Annotated in this window: 19 protein-coding genes; 8 read left to right on the top strand and 11 right to left on the bottom strand. The window is 67.8% G+C overall.

Annotated elements, in window-relative coordinates:
- Positions 1 to 111 precede the first annotated feature (111 nt).
- Positions 112 to 678, top strand: coding sequence for a TetR/AcrR family transcriptional regulator (locus DR_RS07085; protein WP_162177707.1), 567 nt, complete (start codon positions 112 to 114; stop codon positions 676 to 678).
- 144 nt (positions 679 to 822) lie between these two features.
- Here the strand turns inward: DR_RS07085 and msrB are convergent, their stop codons facing one another.
- The 5 genes from msrB to topA form a co-directional block, all read right to left on the bottom strand.
- The gene (gene msrB, locus DR_RS07080; protein ID WP_010888019.1) at positions 823 to 1296 is read right to left on the bottom strand and encodes a peptide-methionine (R)-S-oxide reductase MsrB; all 474 of its coding nucleotides are present in this window, start codon (positions 1294 to 1296) and stop codon (positions 823 to 825) included.
- A gap of 69 nt (positions 1297 to 1365) precedes the next feature.
- Positions 1366 to 2541, bottom strand: a complete 1176-nt coding sequence (locus DR_RS07075; RefSeq protein ID WP_027480033.1) for an amidase — start codon at positions 2539 to 2541, stop codon at positions 1366 to 1368.
- Between the two features lie 49 nt (positions 2542 to 2590).
- Entirely contained in the window at positions 2591 to 3121 is a 531-nt protein-coding gene (gene hpt, locus DR_RS07070) for a hypoxanthine phosphoribosyltransferase (RefSeq protein WP_010888017.1), read from the bottom strand.
- Positions 3122 to 3191: 70 nt separating this feature from the next.
- On the bottom strand, positions 3192 to 4796 hold the full coding sequence (locus DR_RS07065; RefSeq protein WP_027480032.1) for an alpha-amylase family glycosyl hydrolase: 1605 nt from the start codon (positions 4794 to 4796) through the stop codon (positions 3192 to 3194).
- A 454-nt stretch (positions 4797 to 5250) separates the two neighbouring features.
- Positions 5251 to 8202 (bottom strand): type I DNA topoisomerase, encoded by a 2952-nt coding sequence (topA, locus tag DR_RS07060; RefSeq protein ID WP_164927965.1) that lies wholly within the window; start codon positions 8200 to 8202, stop codon positions 5251 to 5253.
- Between the two features lie 112 nt (positions 8203 to 8314).
- Between topA and DR_RS07055 the strand changes: the two genes are divergently transcribed.
- Positions 8315 to 9076: a cobalamin-binding protein gene (locus tag DR_RS07055; protein ID WP_010888014.1), complete on the top strand. Its 762-nt coding sequence runs from the start codon at positions 8315 to 8317 to the stop codon at positions 9074 to 9076.
- A gap of 60 nt (positions 9077 to 9136) precedes the next feature.
- On the opposite strand, the gene DR_RS07050 is transcribed toward DR_RS07055, so the two are convergent.
- Positions 9137 to 9631 (bottom strand): LEA type 2 family protein, encoded by a 495-nt coding sequence (locus DR_RS07050; protein WP_010888013.1) that lies wholly within the window; start codon positions 9629 to 9631, stop codon positions 9137 to 9139.
- Positions 9632 to 9713: 82 nt separating this feature from the next.
- Here DR_RS07050 and DR_RS07045 point away from each other — a divergent pair, with 82 nt between their 5' ends.
- Together DR_RS07045 and DR_RS07040 are read left to right on the top strand one after the other, a co-directional pair.
- Positions 9714 to 10628, top strand: coding sequence for a hypothetical protein (locus DR_RS07045; protein WP_162177706.1), 915 nt, complete (start codon positions 9714 to 9716; stop codon positions 10626 to 10628).
- A gap of 61 nt (positions 10629 to 10689) precedes the next feature.
- Positions 10690 to 11340, top strand: a complete 651-nt coding sequence (locus DR_RS07040; RefSeq protein WP_010888011.1) for an outer membrane lipoprotein carrier protein LolA — start codon at positions 10690 to 10692, stop codon at positions 11338 to 11340.
- 55 nt (positions 11341 to 11395) lie between these two features.
- Here the strand turns inward: DR_RS07040 and DR_RS07035 are convergent, their stop codons facing one another.
- Both DR_RS07035 and DR_RS07030 read right to left on the bottom strand, forming a co-directional pair.
- Positions 11396 to 12382 carry a DivIVA domain-containing protein gene (locus DR_RS07035; protein WP_010888010.1) on the bottom strand — a complete coding sequence of 329 codons (987 nt, stop codon included), beginning with the start codon at positions 12380 to 12382 and terminating at the stop codon, positions 11396 to 11398.
- On the bottom strand, positions 12379 to 13008 hold the full coding sequence (locus DR_RS07030) for a YggS family pyridoxal phosphate enzyme (RefSeq protein WP_010888009.1): 630 nt from the start codon (positions 13006 to 13008) through the stop codon (positions 12379 to 12381). Before DR_RS07030 ends, DR_RS07035 begins: the two co-directional genes overlap by 4 nt.
- Before the next feature lie 133 nt (positions 13009 to 13141).
- Here DR_RS07030 and pdxS point away from each other — a divergent pair, with 133 nt between their 5' ends.
- The 3 genes from pdxS to DR_RS07015 are packed head-to-tail and all read left to right on the top strand — an operon-like array spanning position 13142 to position 16046.
- On the top strand, positions 13142 to 14032 hold the full coding sequence (gene pdxS / locus DR_RS07025) for a pyridoxal 5'-phosphate synthase lyase subunit PdxS (RefSeq protein ID WP_027480030.1): 891 nt from the start codon (positions 13142 to 13144) through the stop codon (positions 14030 to 14032).
- On the top strand, positions 14029 to 14619 hold the full coding sequence (pdxT, locus tag DR_RS07020; protein ID WP_010888007.1) for a pyridoxal 5'-phosphate synthase glutaminase subunit PdxT: 591 nt from the start codon (positions 14029 to 14031) through the stop codon (positions 14617 to 14619). Before pdxS ends, pdxT begins: the two co-directional genes overlap by 4 nt.
- A gap of 5 nt (positions 14620 to 14624) precedes the next feature.
- On the top strand, positions 14625 to 16046 hold the full coding sequence (locus DR_RS07015) for an aspartate kinase (protein ID WP_010888006.1): 1422 nt from the start codon (positions 14625 to 14627) through the stop codon (positions 16044 to 16046).
- A 138-nt stretch (positions 16047 to 16184) separates the two neighbouring features.
- Here the strand turns inward: DR_RS07015 and DR_RS07010 are convergent, their stop codons facing one another.
- A complete protein-coding gene (locus DR_RS07010) occupies positions 16185 to 16550 on the bottom strand; it encodes an IPT/TIG domain-containing protein (protein ID WP_027480028.1) in 366 nt (121 codons plus the stop codon).
- Between the two features lie 36 nt (positions 16551 to 16586).
- Between DR_RS07010 and DR_RS07005 the strand changes: the two genes are divergently transcribed.
- Entirely contained in the window at positions 16587 to 17522 is a 936-nt protein-coding gene (locus DR_RS07005; RefSeq protein ID WP_010888004.1) for a diacylglycerol/lipid kinase family protein, read from the top strand.
- A gap of 1 nt (position 17523) precedes the next feature.
- Here DR_RS07005 and DR_RS07000 read toward each other — a convergent pair whose 3' ends face one another.
- Both DR_RS07000 and DR_RS06995 read right to left on the bottom strand, forming a co-directional pair.
- Positions 17524 to 18735 carry a Gfo/Idh/MocA family protein gene (locus DR_RS07000; protein ID WP_010888003.1) on the bottom strand — a complete coding sequence of 404 codons (1212 nt, stop codon included), beginning with the start codon at positions 18733 to 18735 and terminating at the stop codon, positions 17524 to 17526.
- Positions 18723 to 19577: a C40 family peptidase gene (locus DR_RS06995; protein ID WP_027480027.1), complete on the bottom strand. Its 855-nt coding sequence runs from the start codon at positions 19575 to 19577 to the stop codon at positions 18723 to 18725. Before DR_RS06995 ends, DR_RS07000 begins: the two co-directional genes overlap by 13 nt.
- Positions 19578 to 19602 lie beyond the last annotated feature (25 nt).

Raw genomic sequence — 19602 nt, 5'->3', positions numbered from 1 at the left:
GCTGACCCTCGCCCCGGCGGCGCCCAACGGTCAGCGTTTTTTCTTGGGCCGAGTTCAAACAACCTTGTCACCTGACCGCATCGGTTCCTGCGCCCGTTACACTCTGTGCCCATGACCAAAACACGTCTTCCGGCGGACCAGCGCCGCGCCGAGATTCTTTCTGCCGCTGCCGGCCTCTTTCTTCGTCACAGGTTCGAGGGCGTCTCCATGGGCATGATCGCGGAAAGCATCGGCACCTCGCGCCCCAACATCTACACCTACTTTCACCACACCGAAGCCATTCTCGACGCCCTGCTCGACGAGCGCCTCGCCGCCATCACGCCGGACCTCCAGGCCTTGATGGTGCCCGGCGAGCCGGTGGATTTCGCGGCCCTGTTTGAGGTGCTCGGCAACCACCGCGAGCTGCTGCTGCTGTCGTGTGGTGGCAGCGCCGAACTGCGTGAGCGCCGCGAAGCCTTCGACGACGCCATGATCGGCGGATTGACTCAGGCCCTCGGCAGTCAGCGGCTGGCGACTTACCCGGTGCTGCTCCCCCTGGTGTCCGGCCTGCTGCGCGGCGTGGTGTACGAAACGGTGGTGCGCGAAACCCCGACCGGCGACCCGCAGGAGGTGGCCCAGCGGTTGAATGCCTTCATTCGTGGGGGCGTGACTGCTGTGGTGGAACAGGAAACGAAGTGACTGCTGACGGTGCTGCCTCGGGACATTGACGCATCTCTAAGGTGGTAAGGGTGTGCATTCCGGCCTGCCTCTGGGCTGAACCGCGTTGCTTTACGAGCCAACAAAAAAGGCCCAGTACTTGCCTGGGCCTTTGCTGCTCGACTTTTAGCCCTGACGGCCCTCGAACAGCGCGCGGTACTGCCCGTAGCCCTGAGCGTCGAGTTCGCTCAGCGGCACGAAGCGCAGCGCCGCCGAGTTGATGCAGTAGCGCAGGCCGCCCCGGTCACGCGGGCCGTCGGGGAAAACGTGCCCGAGGTGAGAGTCGGCGCTCGCCGAACGGACCTCGGTGCGGGCGTAGCCGATCTTGTAGTCGGTGTTCTCGGTGAGCGCCACATCGGGAATGGGCTGGGTAAAGCTGGGCCACCCGCAGCCCGCGTCGTACTTGTCGAGGCTGGAAAACAGCGGCTCGCCCGACACCACGTCCACGTAGATGCCGTCTTCGTCGTGGTCCCAGTACTCGCCGGTAAAGGCCCTCTCGGTGCCCTCATGCTGCGTCACCTGGTACTGAATGGGCGTGAGGCGCTCGCGCAGGTCGTTGTCGCTGGGTTTCTGAAAATCGGTCTTGGTGTCCTGAGTCATACCCCGAGTCTAGGCCGTGGCGAGTAGCCGAACCGTGGGCTGCATTCCCCGTTTCCCAGGAAGACTGGCTCAGCTCTCCAGACTCAGGCCGAGCCCCAGCAGCCGCTCATCCTGCCCGTGGCGGCCCACGAGTTGCACGCCCACATCGGGCACGCTGCTCGGCAACGACAGCACCGGCGCCCCCAGCAGACTGAACGGCGTGTTCAGGCGCAGCACCGCGCGGCGCAGGACTTGCGGGCCTTCGAGGAGCGTCACTTCGTCCTGCCCGATCAGAGGGGGAGGGGTGGGCACGGCGGGGGCGAGCAACACATCGAACTCGGCCAGTAGGCGGTCAAGGAGTACGCGGTATTCGGTCCGGCGCTCGTGCGCGGCCTGCACTTCCTCCTCACTCAGGGCCGCGCCGTTGCGCAGGGACATCAGCGTGAATGGTAGGAAGCCGGGGTCGGGCTGTTGGAGAGCTTCTGCGTGGACCCGCGCCGCCTCGCTGAGCACGATGGGCGAGTAAGCGTCGAGCATTTCCGGGAGGTCCACTGGGGTCACCGTCGCCCCCCGCGCTTTCAGGTCGTCGGCGTAAGCCAGCACTGCGTCTCGCACCGTTTCATCCGTCCAGCCCTCGGGCAGCCACAGGCCCACGCGCACGTCCTGCCAGTCCTGTGGCGTGACGTGACCTCCGCCGAGCGCCTGATACACCCGCACCACCATGCTCAGGTCGCGGGCGAGTGGCCCGGCGTGATCGCAGGTCCAGGAGAGCGGCAGCACACCCTCGGTGCTCCAGGCGGGGTGGCCTTTGGTCGGTTTGTAGCCCACCACGCTGCACCACGCCGCCGGCACCCGAATCGAGCCGCCGGTATCGGTTCCCAGCGCGAAATCCACCTGCCCGAGCGCCACGCTCACCGCTGCTCCGCTCGACGAACCGCCCGGCACCCGCTCGGGGTCACGGGGGTGTGTGGTGCCGCCATAGCCGTTCATCCCGGTAATCCCCAGCGCGACTTCGTGCAGGTGCGTCTTGCCGAGCGCCGCCGCGCCAAGCTCCAGCAGCCGCCCCACCAGCACGCTCGCGCCGGGGTCGGGCACCGGGGCGCGGGTGCTCGCGGTCAGCGGCCAGCCGGGAACGCCGTAGAGGTCTTTGACTGAAAAAGTCAGCCCCGCCAGCGGCCCTGCGTCGTGCGTTTGCAGGGGCTGAGCGGGACGGTACACCCAGGCGCGCTGGGGGTCGGGAAAGGAGGCGGAGTCGGGTGAGGTCATGGCCGTCACTATGCCAGCCGTGAGGCCCCGACAGGGAACACGCTGTTCCTTACTCCTCCTGACTAGTGATAAATGGCAGGTTGCGGTCGAGTTGCGCCCGGTCGAGGCCGTAGCCGTACACGAAGGCGTCGGGGATGGTGAAGCCGAGGTAGTCCACCGGCACTTCCACCTTGCGGCGGCTGGGTTTGCTGAGCAGCGCCGCCACCTTCAGGCTGGCCGGGCCGCGTCCCTGGAGGTAGTGCAGCAGGTAACTCATGGTGATGCCGGTGTCCACGATGTCGTCCACCATGATCACGTGCCGGTCACTGATGGGAAAGGCGAGGTCCTTGACCAGCCGCACTTCGCCGCTCGACTGCTTGGCGGTGCCGTAGCTGCTCGCCTGCATGAAATCGATGGTGGCGGGCATGTCGAGCGCCCGCACCAGATCGGTGTGGAACATGAAAGCGCCGTTGAGCACGCAGATCAGGTGGGGCCGCTGGCCCGCGTAGTCGCTGCGAATCTGCGCCGCGAGTTCCTGAATACGGGCTTTGATCTGCTCCGCGCTGATCTGCACGGGGCCGTTGCCGGGAGGAAGGCTCATATGGGGCGCAGGCTAACAGATCGCGCCCGTTTCCGGTCAGCCCGGCGGGTCAGTCAGCCCAGTGAATCGGTCAACCCAGCACCACCCGCGCCTCGTGCCCGCGCAGCGGCGATTGGGCGGCGGGCTGATCGCCACGGCTGCTCAGAAGCGTTTGCCCCGTGGCGGCCACCGCGCGTTCCTCACCGCGGAAATTCAGCCACACCGTCAACCGCTCGCCGTTCAGTTCACGCTCGAAGGCAAATACGTCGGCGTGCCCGCTGTCCAGGCTGCGGTAGCTGCCGCCCACCAGGGCCGGCTGCTCCTGGCGCAGGCGGGTCAGGGCGCGGAAGTAGTTCAGGTCGCTCTGCGAGTCCTGCTCCTGAACTTGCACGTTCACCTGCGCGAAGTTGTCGGTGAGCGGCAGCCAGGGCTCGGTGCCTGCCGCCGTAAATCCTGCGCCCGGCGCCGCCTCCCACTGCATCGGGGTGCGCTCGGGGTCGCGCCCGGCGTCCGGGCTGTCGGGCTGTTGCAGGCCGGAGGGGTCCACCATCTTCTCCGGGGGAACGGGCACATTTTCCATACCGATCTCGTCGCCGTAGTACACCGTCGGCGTGCCGCGCAGCGTGAGCAGCAGCGTTTGCGCGACCCGGTACTGCGCCGCGCCCACCCGCGTCTTGAAGCGGTGCTGGTCGTGGTTGCCAAGCACCCAATTGGGCCACGCCCCCGCCGCGTTGCTCGCTGCGTCGTACTCGTCGGCGAACTGCCGGATGGTTTGCGCGTCCCACGGCAGCAGAATCAGGTGAAAGTTGAACGGCAGATGCACCATCGGCGCCTCGGGCGTGCCGGAGTAGGGCAGCAGTTTGTCGAGCGGCAGGTAGATTTCACCGACCATCATCCGGTCGTCGAACTCGTCGATCACCCGGCGCATCTCGCGCACATAGTCGTGCGTCTCGGGCTGGTCCTGCGTGTAGATGTGCAGCAGCGTACTGTGTTCGATCTGCCCGCCAACGACTTCGCGGTCGGCGTCGGGGTTTTCCGGCTCGTCCAGAAACCGCTCGTCCTCGGCCAGCAGCCAGATGACGTCCACCCGGAAGCCGTCCACGCCCCGGCGCATCCAGAACCGCAGCACATCAAACATCGCCGCCCGCACGTCGGGATTGCGCCAGTTGAGGTCCGGCTGTGAGGGCAAAAACTGGTGCAGGTAATACTGCCCGCTCGCCTCGTCCAGCGTCCATGCCGGGCCGCCGAAGAAGGATTTCCAGTTGTTCGGCAGCCCGCCGTCCGGGGCAGGGTCGCGCCATACGTACCAGTCGCGTTTGGCGCTGGCCTTGCCCGTGAGCGCCTCTTGGAACCAGGCGTGGTCGCTGCTGGTGTGGTTGGGCACGTAGTCGAGCATGACCTTCAGCCCCAGCCGGTGCGCCTCGGCCACCAACGCATCGAACTGCTCCAGCGTGCCGAACACCGGGTCAATGTCGCAGTAATCCGCCACGTCGTATCCGAAATCGCGCATCGGGCTTTTGAAAATGGGGGAGAGCCACACCGCCTGCACCCCCAGACTCGCGACATACGGCAGCCGCGCCGTGATACCGGGCAGGTCGCCCACGCCGTCGCCGTTGCTGTCCTGATAGGAACGTGGGTAAATCTGGTAAATGATGCCGCTTTGCCACCATTTCAGCTCGCCTTGCAGGGAAGTCATGCTCAAGTTTAGGGTGGACTGAATCGTTTCAGATGAGAATTGCGACGCCGGAAAATATTTTTTATATGAAATAGAAGACACGGGATTCAAAGGGAAGAGGAGCCCCTACTCCGACAGATGCAACAGCACTGTCCCTTCCGCTGTAGCTAAGGCTTGCCACTTCCCTTCCACCACTCGAAAGGTCTCACCTGCTCGCAGCTTCACGAAATCTCCTGTCGGCAGGTCCACCACGACTTCACCAGCGAGGCAGATGAGATAGCCCGGCGCCGTCCCAGCCACGCGCCCTGTCAACCCCAAGACTCGCGCCGCGGAGCCCGGCAACGACACCCATTGCCCTGCCATGCTTTGTGCGAGGCGCGGGAGATGCAGCGGCGCGGGAGGTGCCGGGCGACGAGTCATGGGCATGGAGCTAGAGCCGAACTCCGCTGTTTTTGAAAAGGTGACTCACCCGGACTTATCCGCCCCGCGCTGCCTGATTCAGCTTCTTGCTCGCTTGCAGCGCCATGCCCTTGGCTTTTTTCACGTCCAGGCCGAGTTCGGGGGCCACGTCCTCTACCTTACGGCCCTGCTCGCGGGTGGCCGTGACCAGCGCGCGTTCCGGCTCGCTCAGCACGCCCACGAAGGGCTTGAGTTGCGCCCAGGTCAGCGGTGCGGCTTTGGCGGCTGGAGTTTTAGCAGATTTACTGGCGGCCTTTTTCGGTGCCGCTTTTTTCGCCGCTGGCTTGGCTGCCGCTTTCTTGGGCGCAGTTTTGCTGGCCGCAGCTTTAGCGGGGGCCTTACTCGCTGCCGCCTTTTTCGTGCCTGCCTTGCCGGGCTTCTTCTGCGGCTCTTTGCCGCGCTCTTCCAGAATGTCACGTGCCCGCTGCGGGTCGAGGGTGTTCAGGTCCTCGCCCTTACGCAAGGTGGCATTTTTCTCGCCATCGGTAAGGTACGGCCCGAAGCGGCCCGACTTGAGCAGAATCGGCGTGCGGCCTTCGTACTCGTAGGTGGCGAGCGGCGCGGCGGCCACGCCCCGGCCCCGGAACTTGGGCTGCTGAAACAGAGCCTCGGCTTCGGGCAGCGTCACCGTGAAAAGCTGTTCGTGGGTCGCCAGACTGCGCGAGTCACTGCCGCGCTTGAGGTACGGCCCGAACTTGCCGTTGTGCGCCCAGACCTCTTCACCTTCGCTGGTGCCGATGAGCCGGGGCAGCGTGAGCAGTTGCAGCGCCCGCTCCAGCGTCATGTCTTCCAGTTTCTCGCCGGGGAAGAGGCTCGCCGAACGCAGCGGCGGGTTCTCGTTGCCCAGCGTCACGTAAGGACCGTAGCGTCCGGCGCGGGCCAGGACCGGGTGACCGCTCTCCGGGTCTTCGCCCAGCACCCGGTCGCCCTGCGGACGGCTGAACAGTTCCTCGGCGACTTCCAGCGTCAGTTCGTCGGGCGTCATGCCTTCGGGCAGGTTGGCCTTGTCCTCGCCGCGCTGCATGTACGGCCCGTAGCGGCCTACTCGCACCTCGATGCCGCTGCCTTCGAGCTTCGGCACCTTGATGGTGGCAATACCGCGTGCGTCGATCTCGCCCATCTGCCGCTCAATCAGCGGCTTGAGCGCCATCCCCTCGCCCTCTTCACCGAGGTAGAAGCGGCGCAGGTAGGGCACGCGGTGCTCGCGCCCGCCCGCGATTTCGTCGAGGTCCTCTTCCATCTTGGCGGTGAAGTCGTAGTCCACCAGCGTGCCGAAATGGTGCTCCAACAGCGCCGAGGTCGCAAACGCCGTCCACGACGGCACCAGCGCCGTGCCCTTTTTCAGCGCGTAGCCCCGGTCTTGAATGGTCCCCAGGATGCTCGCGTAGGTCGAGGGCCGCCCGATGCCCGCGCCTTCGAGGGCCTGCACCAGACTGGCCTCGGTGTAGCGAGCAGGGGGCTGCGTTTCATGGTCCTCGGCCTTCACGTCCTGTGCCCGCACCGCGTCCCCGGNTTTCAGCGGCGGCAGCGGCGTGTCCCGGTCCTCAAGCGCGGCGGCGGGGTCGTCGCTGCCTTCCACATAAGCCCGCAGGAAACCAGGGAAATCGATGGTGCGGCCCGAGGCGTTCAGCACGACGGGCACGCTGTCCGCCGTCTGCCCACTTGCAGTTTGGCCACCCAGCCGCACGCGCAGGCTACGGCCCCGGGCGTCGGACATCTGCGAGGCCACCGTCCGCTTCCAGATCAGGTCATAGAGCCGCCACTCGTCGCCGCTCAGCTCGCCGCGCAGTTGCTCCGGCGTGCGGAAGGTGCTCCCCGCCGGGCGAATCGCCTCGTGGGCCTCCTGCGCGTTCTTCGACTTCTTGGCGTACACCCGGGGCTGCGGCGAGAGGTACGGTGCGCCGTACATGTCCTTGACCTGACCGCGCGCCGCGTTCACCGCCTCGCTGCTGAGGTTGGTGGAGTCGGTGCGCATATAGGTGATGTAGCCGCCCTCGTAGAGCCGCTGCGCCGTGCGCATGGTCGTCTGGGCCGACATCCGCAGCTTGCGGCTGCCTTCCTGTTGCAAGGTGGACGTAATAAAAGGAGCGGGCGGACGCGAGGTGAAGGGCTTTTCCTCCGCCGTGAGCACCTTGAGCGTCTGCCCCTTCAGCCCCTCGGAGATGGCGAGTGCTTCGGCTTCCCCAAGCAGCCGCACGCCCGCGCCGGGCCGCAACTGTCCGGTCAACGGGTCGAAGTCCTTGCCCGCCGCCAGCCGCTCGCCCTGCACCTCGGTCAGCCGGGCGGGGAAGGTCTGCTCCCCAGCCTGCGCGGTAAGTGCCTGGGCCGTGACCACCACATCCCACCACGTCGCCGCCACGAAGCGCATCCGCTCACGCTCACGCTCGACCAGCATCCGGGTCGCCACCGACTGCACCCGGCCCGCCGAGAGCTTGGGCGCGACCTTACGCCACAGCACCGGGCTGACCTCGTAGCCGTAGAGCCGGTCCACTGCGCGGCGGGCTTCCTGCGCCTCGACCAGATTGCGGTCAATCTGCCGGGGGGCGGCAATCGCGGCCTGAATCGCCTCGCGGGTGATTTCGTGAAACACCATCCGCTTGACCGGCACCTTGGGCTTGAGTTCCTGATACAGGTGCCAGGCGATGCTTTCGCCCTCGCGGTCATCGTCGGTCGCCAGGATGATTTCGTCGGCCTCGGCGGCGAGCTTGCGCAGCTGCGCGACCTTCTGTTTTTTCTCGGGCGAGACGACATACAGCGGCTGAAAGTCGTGCTCGACATCGAGACCGAGCCGCGCCCATGCCTGCCCCTTGTACTTCTCGGGAATGTCGGCGGCGCTGCGCGGCAGGTCACGGATGTGGCCGACCGAGGACTCGACGGCGTAGCCCTGACCGAGGTACTTCTCGATGGTCTTGGCCTTGGCGGGCGACTCGACGATCACCAGCGTTTTGGACGGGGAAGTTTTGGGCATGGGCATAGTCAGGACCTTCGCTGGGGGCTTGAAGTTGCGGTGAGCGTACACGCACCTGCCCGCTGCCCCAGCGGGACCTTTGCCCTGCGGCTGGCCTACACTGGGACCGCCCATGCCAACTCCTGCTTCTGCGTCCACACCCCTGCGGCTGGCCTCGCTGGTCGCCAGCAACTCCGATATCCTGGCCGCGCTCGGCCTCAGCAGCTGGGTGGTGGCGGTAGACAATCACTCGGACGCGCCGGGCCTGGAAAGCGCGCGGCGGGTGGGCCTGGATCTTGACATAGACGTGCCAGCACTCGCGCAGACGCGCCCCGATCTGGTGCTCGCCAGCCTGAGCGTGCCTGGGCAAGACCGCGTGGTGGCTGAAGTCCAAGCGGCAGGGTTGCCCACCGCCGTTTTCGACCCGGTGACGCTGCCCGAAATTCTGGCCGACATCCGCCGGATAGGGGAGCTGACAGGTCAGGGCGCCCGCGCCGAACAGGTCGTGCAGGCGTTTGAGACTGAGCTGCGCGCGCTGTATACCGACTTTCCCCGCTCTCCACGGGTGCTGGTGGAATGGTGGCCCCGGCCCATCATCGCCGCAACCCGCGACTCCTGGGTGACTGACCTGCTCGCGGCCCTGGGCGCCGTCAACGCTCTGGCAGACGAGCCGGGCCGTTCCCGCCCCCTCACCTTGGACGAAGTTCGCGCTGCCCGTCCCGACCTCATTGTCTGCTCGTGGTGCGGCGCCAAAAAACTGCGCCCGGAAGTCATCGAAGCCCGGGGCCTCGGCGTTCCTGTGGTCGCCATCCACGAGAGTGGTCTGGGCCGCCCTGGCCCCCGCCTGATTGAAGGTGCCCGACAACTTGCCACTGCATTACGCATGCTGTCATAAAAATATTTTATATGAAAACCTAGGGGGAAGTACAAAAGAGAGGGAAGACTACTCTTCTCCTCAAAACACCGATAAAGGCGCCTGCTTCCACACCCCCTGGGTCAAAGTAAAAGGCCCAAACGTCGGCTGTCCCAGCGGGCCGAGGTCAGCCGTCAGAGTTCCGTCCAACCGGTAGCTCACCTCTTGCCCACGCGCAATGTTGAGAAAAGTGGTCGCCGTCTTGAACGTCACCGGCAACGTGAGCTGCGCCACCTGCCGCGCCCGCCCTTGCCCCGGCAAACGGATATCGGGAACGGTTACGGTTCCAGCTTCCTGACCGTCGAGCACCAGCACTCCGGCCAGTTGCACCAGCCGAACAGGCAATGGATTGGGATTGTCCACATTAAGTTCCAGCCTTACTCCCGCAACAGCTGCCCGCCCCGGTGCCGGCAAACTGAAACTCGTGAGCTGGATTCGCTCAACCTCGACAGTCGGCGGGTAAACCAGCCGTTGCTGCTGCGCCGGCGCGCAGGCCACCAATCCAAGAGCGATTGCCGCAAAAGCCATCTTCTTCATAGCTCCACCATAGCGCGAGCTTTTTAGAAAAATTTATATTAAAAAAGGAAAGGAGATGCTGTTTCTCAAATACCCTAACACCATGTCCCGCCCCCTCATCCCCCTGTTCCTCGCCCTCAGCAGCAGCGTCGCCCAAGCCACCGACCTCCAGCTCAGCACCCAATTCTCCACCTCCAACCGCCCCTTCCTCGAAGCCGCCGTCACCGACCTCCCTACCGGCCCAGGGCAGACCCGCTTCGGCGTCTCCACCCACGCCATCCGCGCCAGCTATCGCCAGAGCCTCAGCCTGCCCGCCCTGGGCGCCGTGCAGGGCGACGCGGAACTCAGCCACCCCTGGAGCGGCGGCCTGCGCCTACGCGGCCAGCTGGGCGGCAGCGTCGGCCCTGTGGCCCTGGGCATCGGGGGAGAGGTCTTCAATGCACCCCTCAGCACCGAAGCGCCGCTCGCGCCCTGGCAGGAGGAAGCCCACGACCTACGACCACAAGGCTGGAACGTCAACCTCGACGCCCGCTACCGCCTCAGCCGCTTTCTGACCGCGCACGGCCACAGCGAACTCGGTGCCCAAGCGAACACGCTCGCCGAACTCGAATGGCGCCGCGCCCCCGCCGCAGACGCCGACCCCGACAACGTCCTGCTGCTGCGCGGCGGCGTGCGGGCCGGGCAGGATGTTCTCGGCCTGAGCACTGGCGTGACCTACCGCACCGGCAGTGGCCTGAGCCTCAGCGCCGACGCCCTGCTGGGAGCCCAACCCAGCCTCAGCGCCCGGCTGAACCTGCCGCCGCTGGGCGATACCGAACTGTCCGCCTACGCCAGCTACGAGCCCTGGCGCCGCTTCAGTGCGCCGCTGCGCTACGGCGCCGACCTCAGCCGCCCCCTGGGGCGCGGGCAACTCGGCGTGTCCCTGCGGGGCGGTCAGGGTCTGGACGGGCAGCCCGGTTTCGGGGCCGCCCTCCAGTACAGCCTGCCGCTGGGCCAGCAAGGCGACGACACCCCCTGACCTCAACCTTGCATCAGCCAGGGCGCGGCCTTCTCATGGCGGAGCCGCCCATACTGACGGCATGCGCAAGACCCTGCCTCTTTTCCTTGCCCTGACCCTGGGAGCCGCCGGCGCCCAGAGTGCCCAGGACATTCTTAACCGTGTCGACAGCGCCCAGAAGGCCGTCAAAGACCTCTCGTTCCGCGTCAACGGCACCGCGAACGCCGACAGCGGCAATCAGACCATCGACCTGACGGTACGTGCCATTCCCGCCCAGAACCTCGCGCGGCTCCAGTTCGCCGCCCCCGACGCCCTGGCCGACAACATCGTCGTGGCCGACCGCAAGGAAGTGCGTCAGTACCTCTTCCTGACCAACCAGATCACGGTTATGCCGCTGAGCAAGGCGACGGGCCAGAGCGGCCTGGGCGACCTCGACTTCACGCAGCTGAGCAACCCCGCCTCGCTGCTCGCGGGCTACAACGTCAAACTGCTCGGCACCAGCGGCAGCGCGGGCCAGCGCACCTTCCAGCTCGAAGCGCAGCCCAAGAACGGCGGCACCGACCGCACCCGCGTCTGGATCACTGAAGCCGGCTGGCGCCCCACCCGCGTGCAGCTCCTCAGCAGCGGCAAGACAGTCGCCGACCTTAACGTCAGCAACTACAAGACCAACAGTGGCCTCAACGCCGCGGCCCTGCGGCAGTTGCCCAAGAGCGCCCAGATCATCCGCCAGTAACCTCACGACAAGCACGCCAGGCCGCCTGTCCCCCCGGACGACGGCCTGGCCGTTTTTATTTCTCGTCGTCCAGCTGGGCCACCTCGCCGTGCCGTCCCAGGAGGGGCCGCGCTTCGGGCGCCGCGTCCCCGGCATAGACCGGCACCGCGTCGGGCAGCCCCTGCAACACGTCCACCGATTTGAGCGCCAGCGGACGCGGCAAACCATCGGTGAGTCCCGGCGTCCCACTCACCGGCGTTGCCTCTGCGCCAAGCAACGCGGCGGCCAACTCCGGCGGCACCTCCGACAGCGCCCCCACCACATCCGGCGTCACCCGCGCAGCGCCGGGCGCCCCACCCAACGACTCCGCCGGCTCGTCTGCCGCTCCCGACAGAGAAGAGAGCGGCAACGGCGCGTCCTCCGGCAGCGTGTGGCGCAGGCTCAGCTCACCGAACGACGCGAGCAGCGCCCGGTACGCACTCAGGAACTGGGCGTATTCCTGCCGAGCCGCGCCCAGCCGTCCGGAGAGGTCCTGATGCCGGGCATGAAACTGCCGCTCGAGGTCGGCGAGCCGCTCACCCTGCTCGCGCTCGCGGGCGAGCAGCCAGTCATGGTGGTCGCGCTCGAGTTCGGCGTAGCGGTTGCGAAAGGCGGTGTCGAGCTCGGCGAGCCGCTGCTCGTGCCGGCGCTCGGCGTCCCCACCACGCCGCTCCTGCTCGGCCTGAAGTTCCGCGCCGCGCGCCCGGGTCTCTTCGAGCAGCACCTTCGCCTCCCGCGCGGCGTTCTCGCGCAGCTCGTGGGCCATGCGCTCGGCCGAGACGATGGCGCGGCGAATCTCGTCCTCGGCCTGTTTTTTCTCCTGAAGCTCGGTCTGCAACTCGGCGAGGCGCTCGCGTTGCTGACGGTTTTCCTGCAGCAGCGCCTCGACCCGGTGCGCCACGTCGTTCAGGTAAGCGCGCACCTGCCCCTTGTCGTAGCCGCTCATGCGTCCGTCGAAAGACTGGTGGGTGATGTCGCGCGGCGAGAGTTTGCCCGACGGATTATTGTTATTGGGCGAGCTCATGCGAACAGACTCCGACCGACCCGCACCAGGGTGGCCCCCGCCGCGACCGCGAGGGGATAATCGCCGCTCATGCCCATGCTGAGCTCCACGAGCCCCAGGTCCTGGGCCTGCCGCGCCGTGTCGGCAAACACTTGCGCCGCCCGCGCCTCGTCGTCGTAAGGCGCCATCGCCATCAGGCCGCGCACCTCCAGCCCCGTCGCCCGCACCTCGCGCAGGACGGCGGGCAGGTCGTCAGGCAACACGCCGTGCTTTTGCCCCTCGCCGTTGTGACGCTGCAACAGCACGGCGGGCGCCTGGCCCCACTCCGCTGCCGCGTCGGCAATGGCCTGCGCCTGCCAGGGCTCCTCGATGGAATGCACCAGCGTCACACCGCGCAGGTACTTGATCTTGTTGCGCTGCAAAGGCCCGATGAAATGCCACTCGGCCCCGGGCAACCCGGCCACCTTGTCGCGCAGCTCCTGACCCCGGTTCTCGGCCAGCGGAAAGTCGCCGTGGGCGAGGACCTGCCCGCGAATCTCGTCGAGCGAATGCCCCTTCGTCACCGCGACGAGGCGCACCGTGCCCGCCGCGCGCCCGGCCTGCGCCTCGGCCTCCCGGATGCCCGCCAGAACCGCCGGCACACTCACTGTTCCCCCTGCTTCTGCACGCCCTCCATTGTGGCGGCTTCCCCGCTCAGGCTCAAGGCGGGGCCAACTGACCCCCTCACCTCACGGCAACTGCCCCCAGGTGCGGGGCCAGCCTCGTCCTAAGCTGCGCCGCATGACCGAACAGCAGACCGGAACGCCGCAGCTCAAGCAGGGCTTCGCCGAGATGTTCAAGGGCGGCGTCATCATGGACGTGGTGACCGCCGACCAGGCCCGCATCGCCGAGGCGGCGGGCGCGACCGCCGTGATGGCGCTCGAGCGCGTGCCCGCCGACATCCGCAAGGACGGCGGCGTGGCGCGCATGAGCGATCCCAAGATGATCCGGGAAATCATGGCGGCCGTGAGCATTCCCGTCATGGCCAAAGTCCGCATCGGGCACGTCGTGGAGGCGCAGATTCTGCAGGCCATCGGGGTGGACTTCATCGACGAGTCCGAGGTGCTGACCCCCGCCGACGAGCAGTTTCACATCCTCAAACGCGACTTCAAGGTGCCCTTCGTCTGCGGCGCCAAGAACCTCGGCGAGGCGCTGCGCCGGGTGGGCGAGGGCGCGAGCATGATCCGCACCAAGGGCGAAGCCGGCACCGGCAACGTGGTCGAGGCCGTGCGGCACGCCCGCGCCGTGCTCGGCGACATCCGCGCCGTCCAATCTCGCCCCGCCGAGGAACTGATGACGGTGGCCCGCGACCTGCAAGCGCCCTACGACCTCGTGCAGTACGTCCACGCACACGGCCAACTGCCGGTCGTGAACTTCGCTGCCGGCGGCGTGGCCACCCCCGCCGACGCGGCGCTGATGATGCAGCTCGGCCTCGACGGCGTGTTCGTGGGCAGCGGCATCTTCAAGTCGGCCAATCCCGAGCGCCGCGCGCAGGCCATCGTCCGCGCCGTGACGCACTTTCAGAACCCCGACATTCTCGCCGAAGTGAGCGAGGACCTCGGCGCCCCGATGACCGGGATCAACATCGACGAGCTGATTCCGGAGGCGCGGCTGGCGTCGCGCGGCTGGTGACCGTCGGCGTTCTCGCGCTGCAAGGCGCCTTTCGCGAGCACCGCCAGCGCCTCGAGCAGCTCGGCGCCGGGGTCCGCGAGGTGCGCCTGCCCGCCGATCTCGCCGGCCTGAGCGGGCTGATCCTGCCGGGCGGCGAGTCCACGACGATGGTCCGGCTGCTCACGGAAGGCGGCCTCTGGCACCCCCTGCGCGACTTTCATGCCGCCGGCGGGGCGCTGTGGGGCACCTGCGCGGGCGCCATCGTGCTGGCGCGCGAGGTGATGGGCGGCAGTCCCTCGCTGCCGCCGCAGCCGGGGCTGGGGCTGCTCGACATCACCGTGCAGCGCAACGCCTTCGGGCGGCAGGTGGACTCGTTCACCGCCCCACTCGACATTGCCGGGCTCGACGCGCCGTTTCCCGCCGTCTTTATCCGCGCCCCGGTCATCACGCGGGTGGGCCCGGCGGCGCGGGCCCTCGCGACCCTCGGCGACCGGACCGCGCACGTGCAGCAGGGCCGCGTCCTGGCGAGTGCTTTTCATCCTGAACTGACGGAAGACACACGTCTGCACCGGGTGTTTCTCGGCCTCGCGGGCGAGCGGGCATACTAGGCGGCATGAGCCAACCCCAGCCTCCCTCCCGCCTCCTCGTCATGAAATTCGGCGGCACCAACATGCAAAGCGCCCACGCCATCCGCCACAGCGCCTCGCTCGCCGGGCGCAGCGTCCGGGAAGGCGTGAAGGTGGTGGTGGTGGTCAGCGCCATGGCCGGCGTGACCAACGGCCTGCTGCACCTCGCCGACGCCGCGCAGTCGGGCGACATCGCGCGCGCCAACGACGAGATCGCCGCGCTGCGCACCCGGCACTTCACGGCGGCGCAGGAACTCGGGGCGGCGCCCGACTCGGAAACCGTGCGCGAACTGCGCGAACTGCACGAGACGCTGCGGCAGGCCGTCTACGGCGTGTACCTGCTGCGCGAACTCACCCCGCGCAGCCGCGACCTGATCGTGGCCTTCGGCGAGCGGCTTTCGGCCCCCTTGATGAGCCTCGCGCTCGAGCAGTCGGGCCTGCGCGCCCGGCACCTGACCGGCGGCGAGGCGGGCATCCTGACCGACACCAACTTCGGCAACGCCCGGCCGCTGCCCGGCACCTACGAGCGCGTGGGCGACCGCCTCAGCGGCTTTCTGAGCGCCGGCGTCACGCCGGTGATCGCCGGTTTCATGGGCGAAACCGAGCAGGGCGCGATCACCACCCTCGGGCGCGGCGGCACCGATTTCTCGGCGACCATCGTGGGCAAGGCGCTCGGGGCGGACGAGGTGTGGGCCTGGAAGGACGTGGACGGCGTGATGTCGGCCGACCCGCGTGTGGTGGGGGACGCGAGCAACATCGGGGTGCTGAGCTACGGCGAGGTGATGGAGCTCGCCTATTTCGGCGCCAAGGTGCTGCACCCGCTCGCGGTCACGCCCCTGCAAGACAGCGGGATTCCCCTGCGCGTCAAGAGCGCCGCCGACCCCGACTTCGCCGGCACACTGGTGCGCTCGCAGGCCGAGGAAATTCCGGGCCGCCCGGTCAAGGCCGTGACCGCCATCAAGAACGTCAGCCTGCTCACCGTCACCGGCGCCGGGGTCCTGGGGGTGCCCGAAGTCATCGCGAGCGTCTTCACCGCCATCGCCCGCGAGAACATCACCCTGCTGATGGTGTCCCAGAGCAGTTCGATGAGCAACGTCTCGCTCGCGGTGCCGAGCGCCGACGCCGCCCGAGCCTTGCAGGCGCTGCGCGCGGGGCTGTCGAGCGAGCTCAACGTCGAGGAAACGAACGGCGTGGCGGTCCTCGCCATCGTCGGCAGCGGCATGCGCGGTCAGCAGGGCGTCTCGGCGCGGCTGTTCACGGCGCTCGCGAGCGAGGACATCAACATCCTGATGATCTCGCAGGGCTCGAGCGAGCTCAACATATCGGTGGCGCTCAGCGGCGAAGAAGTCGACCGCGCCACCGCCGCCGTCCACGCCGCGTTCACCCTCAGCCAGCCCGTCGGCGCCTGAGCCCCGGCTTTCTCAGCGGAGCTTGTGCCTCCGCTGCTTTTTCAGTCAATTTAGAGAAAATAATCACCTCATACCAAACAAAATATTTTTTTCACAATCACATGCCAAAAACAGGGAGCCCACCGCTCCCCCCGTCCCTCAGCGAACGCTGACGCGCAGGCCCGTCGAGCGCTTGCCACCGACTTCGACAAAGAGCCACGAGCCACCCGCCGGCATCCCTTCGGGCACCTTGAGGACGATTTCGGTGTCGCTCCAGCTCTGCACGGCGCTGGCCGGGAAAGCGGTGCCGCCCTGACCGTTTTCGTCGGCGCCGATGATGACGCGGGCGGTCTGGGCGTTGCCGAGGTAGCGGCCCTGGATGGTGAGGGTGTCACCGGGAGCGGCGCCCTCGGAGACCTTGATAAGCACCGGGGTGACGGTCACGCCGGCAACGGTGGTGACGCGCGGGGTACAGGACGCGAGCAGACCGGTCAACAGTAAAGAAGCACAGAAGAAACGCAGCATGGATAGCCCTCCGCCGGGCAGTCTAATAAGCTGGAGATGACGGGTCAAACTGCCCCCCCCGCACGCCGGATGCTGGTCGTGTTCAACCCCAAGAGCGGTCAAGGCGAAAGTGGCCTGAGCGAATTCGTCGAGCACCTGCGCGCCGCGGGCGCCGAAGTCACCGAGCGCGAGCTGGCAGAAGGCGTCCCGATGCAGGACTACGTCCGTGACCTATCCCAGTTCGACGTGCTGGTCGGCGCCGGGGGAGACGGCACGGTCAGCAGCCTCGCCTACGCGGCGCGCGGGCAGGACGTGCCGCTGCTCGCCTACCCGGCAGGCACCGCCAACCTGATCGCGCAGAACCTCGACCTGCCGCGTGACCCGGCCGAACTCGCCCGAATCGCGCTTGCCGGACACGCGGTGCAGGTGGACCTCGGCGAGGTGGAAGTGCGCGGCGAGAAGAATGGCTTTTGCATGTTGGCCGGGGCCGGCGCCGACGCGGCAATGATCCGCGATTCCGAAGACCTCAAGGAACGTTTTGGGGCCCTCGCCTACGTCATGAGCGCGATGAAGCAGCTCAACCCGAAAAAGACCCGCTTTTCCCTGACCATCGACGGCGAGCGGCGTGAATTCGAGGGCATCGGCGTGATGGTCGCCAATTTCGGGATGGCGACCTACCGCCTGCCGATCACCGACGACATCAGCCCGAGCGACGGGCGCTTCACGGTCATCTTGCTGCGCGCCGGCAACATCCTGCGCCTGGTCCCCAACCTGATCGACTCGGTGCGCGGCAAATTCGGCCTCGGCGACCCCATGTTTGCGGGCAACCTCGAAACCCTGGAAGCCCGCGAGGTCACGGTGGACGCCGCCGACCCCTTTCCGCTCCAGTACGACGGCGAGCTGCACGTGGAAACCACGCCGTTTACCGCCCGCATCCTGCCCGGCGCCATCCGGCTGCTGACCCAGGTGGGGCGCGACGAACTCGACACCTGAGTTAGAGCCGCTCGACCGTTCCTCTAAGCCGCGCCCGCTCCGCCGCGAAGGCCAGCCGGTGCGAATCGAGCGACTCGGCGAGCGGCGTGGGCACGGGCGCCTCACCCCGCAGAAAACGCAGCCAGGCGGCGACCAGCCCGGCGTCCCCGCCGCCGTGATTTCCAGTGACCGGAACGTGCCAGCGCTCGACCTGCCCAGAGGCGAAGTCGTGCAGCTCAAGCTCGCCGAGATCCATGTGTGCCCGCACTTCTCCGTGCGTCCCAAGCAGCTTCAGCGTCCGCGTGTTGTTGTGCGTGAAAGCACTCACCGTGAGCTGCGCCGTGACCCCGCCCGCGAAGGTGGCAGTCACGGCCTGATGGTCAACGACATTGTTCTGCCCGTTGTAGACGCACTCGCCGTAAGGCCCGTGCGCGAGGGCGTCTTCCACGCTCAGGTCGCCCGCCGTCAGCACCGTGTTCGGCCAGGCGTCCAGCGGAAAGCGGCTATAAATGCGCCGGGCGTCATAGGGGCAAGCGGTCAGCGGACACGCCACGCAGCGCCGCGCAGCCCCCGGTGGGGCATTCTCAGGCCGGAAATGCACCAATGCGCCCGCACTGCTCACCGTCTGCGGGGCTGCCCCCGCAAACCAGCGCAGCAGGTCGAGGTCGTGCACGCTCTTGGCGAGCAAAAACGGCGCGGCGGGAGGCGACTGCCGCCAGTTGCCGCGCACGTAGGAGTGCGCGTAGTGCCAGAAAGCGACGTTCTCGGCGTGCTGAATCCCGACCAGCCGCCCGAGCCGTCCGCTGGTCAGCACCTCGTAGACCGCCTGAAAGAAAGCAGTCGCCCGCAGCACATGGCAGACCGTGACCTGCCCGCCCGAGGCCGCCTCCGCCCTGAGCAGCCGCTCCAGGTCTTCTTCCACCAGACACACCGGCTTTTCGAGCAGCACGTCGTACCCGAGCGCCAGTGCGTCGAGGCACGGCCCCACGTGCTGGTCGTCCGGCGTGGCGATGACCACCGCGTCGGCCACCCGCCCGAGCGCGAAAAAAGCGGCAGCGTTGGCAAAACAAGCCTGCTCCGGCACTCCAAACCGCGCAGCAACCTCCCGCAACCGGGCCGGGCGCGGGTCCACCAGCCACCCCACCTGCGCCCCCTGCGCCGTCAGGTGCCGGGCGTAGACATCGGCGCCCCGGTTGCCGCAGCCGATCACCGCGACCCGGATCACGTGGGCCACCGCCCGTACCCGCGCAGCGAGGCGAGCAGCCGCCCGCCGTAGTCGCCTTCACCGAGGGTGTCCACCGACACCGCCATCGCCGTCGCGTTGGCGTGGACCATGCGCCGCCCGTCCAGCATCAGCCCGACGTGCCCCGGAAAGAAGGCGAGGTCGCCGCGCTGTGGCACCGCCACCCGTTGCAGCGCCGCTTCCTGCTGGTCGGCGTCGCGGGGCAGCGCGGCGCCGCACGCCGCATACGCCAGTTGCGTGAGCCCCGAGCAATCCAGCCCCCACGCGCTGCGCCCGCCCCAGACGTAGGGCGCCCCAAGCAGCGACAGCGCGAAGGTCGCCGGGTCAGACACGTCCACCTTCGCCAGAATCACCTCTTGCACCCACGCCGCCTGCCCGTCCGGTAGCGTAACTGGCTGCCAGCAGCGGTGGTCCTCGGTAACGCGCTCGCCTGCGCCGCGTGAGAGCCGGGCGCCCCGGCACAGCTCGGCGACGATCAACGCACTGACACGGGGCTCGGCGTAAGCGTGTGCCCGCAGCGCCGTGACCGTCAGCTCGGGTGCCCAGGCGGGGCCGACCTCCTGCTGCCGCACCCAGCCCAGGTAGCCGTCGTGCGGGGTGCGGACCCAGGCCCACTCGCCCTCGTCGGCCAGCCGCTCGAGGGCCTCGCCGGGCAACGCCTCGCTGACCTGCGTGGCCCGTGCGTCCGGGGCGGCGCGCAGCGAGGTGCGCGCCTGGGCGCGGGCCAGGGCCGGGTGCAGCTCGCGCCAGCCGTCCGGGGCGGGCGCCTCGGACCAGCGGCGCCGGGGGTCGTGGGCGAACAGGCGTGGGTCGGCGGGGGGCAGGGGGGACATCACGGGCAGAGTAGAGCCAAAGTGC

The organism is Deinococcus radiodurans R1 = ATCC 13939 = DSM 20539, from assembly GCF_000008565.1.
Taxonomy (GTDB): Bacteria; Deinococcota; Deinococci; order Deinococcales; family Deinococcaceae; genus Deinococcus; species Deinococcus radiodurans.
Note: the sequence above shows the minus strand (reverse complement) of the source record. Positions and strands in the feature narration are given on the sequence as shown.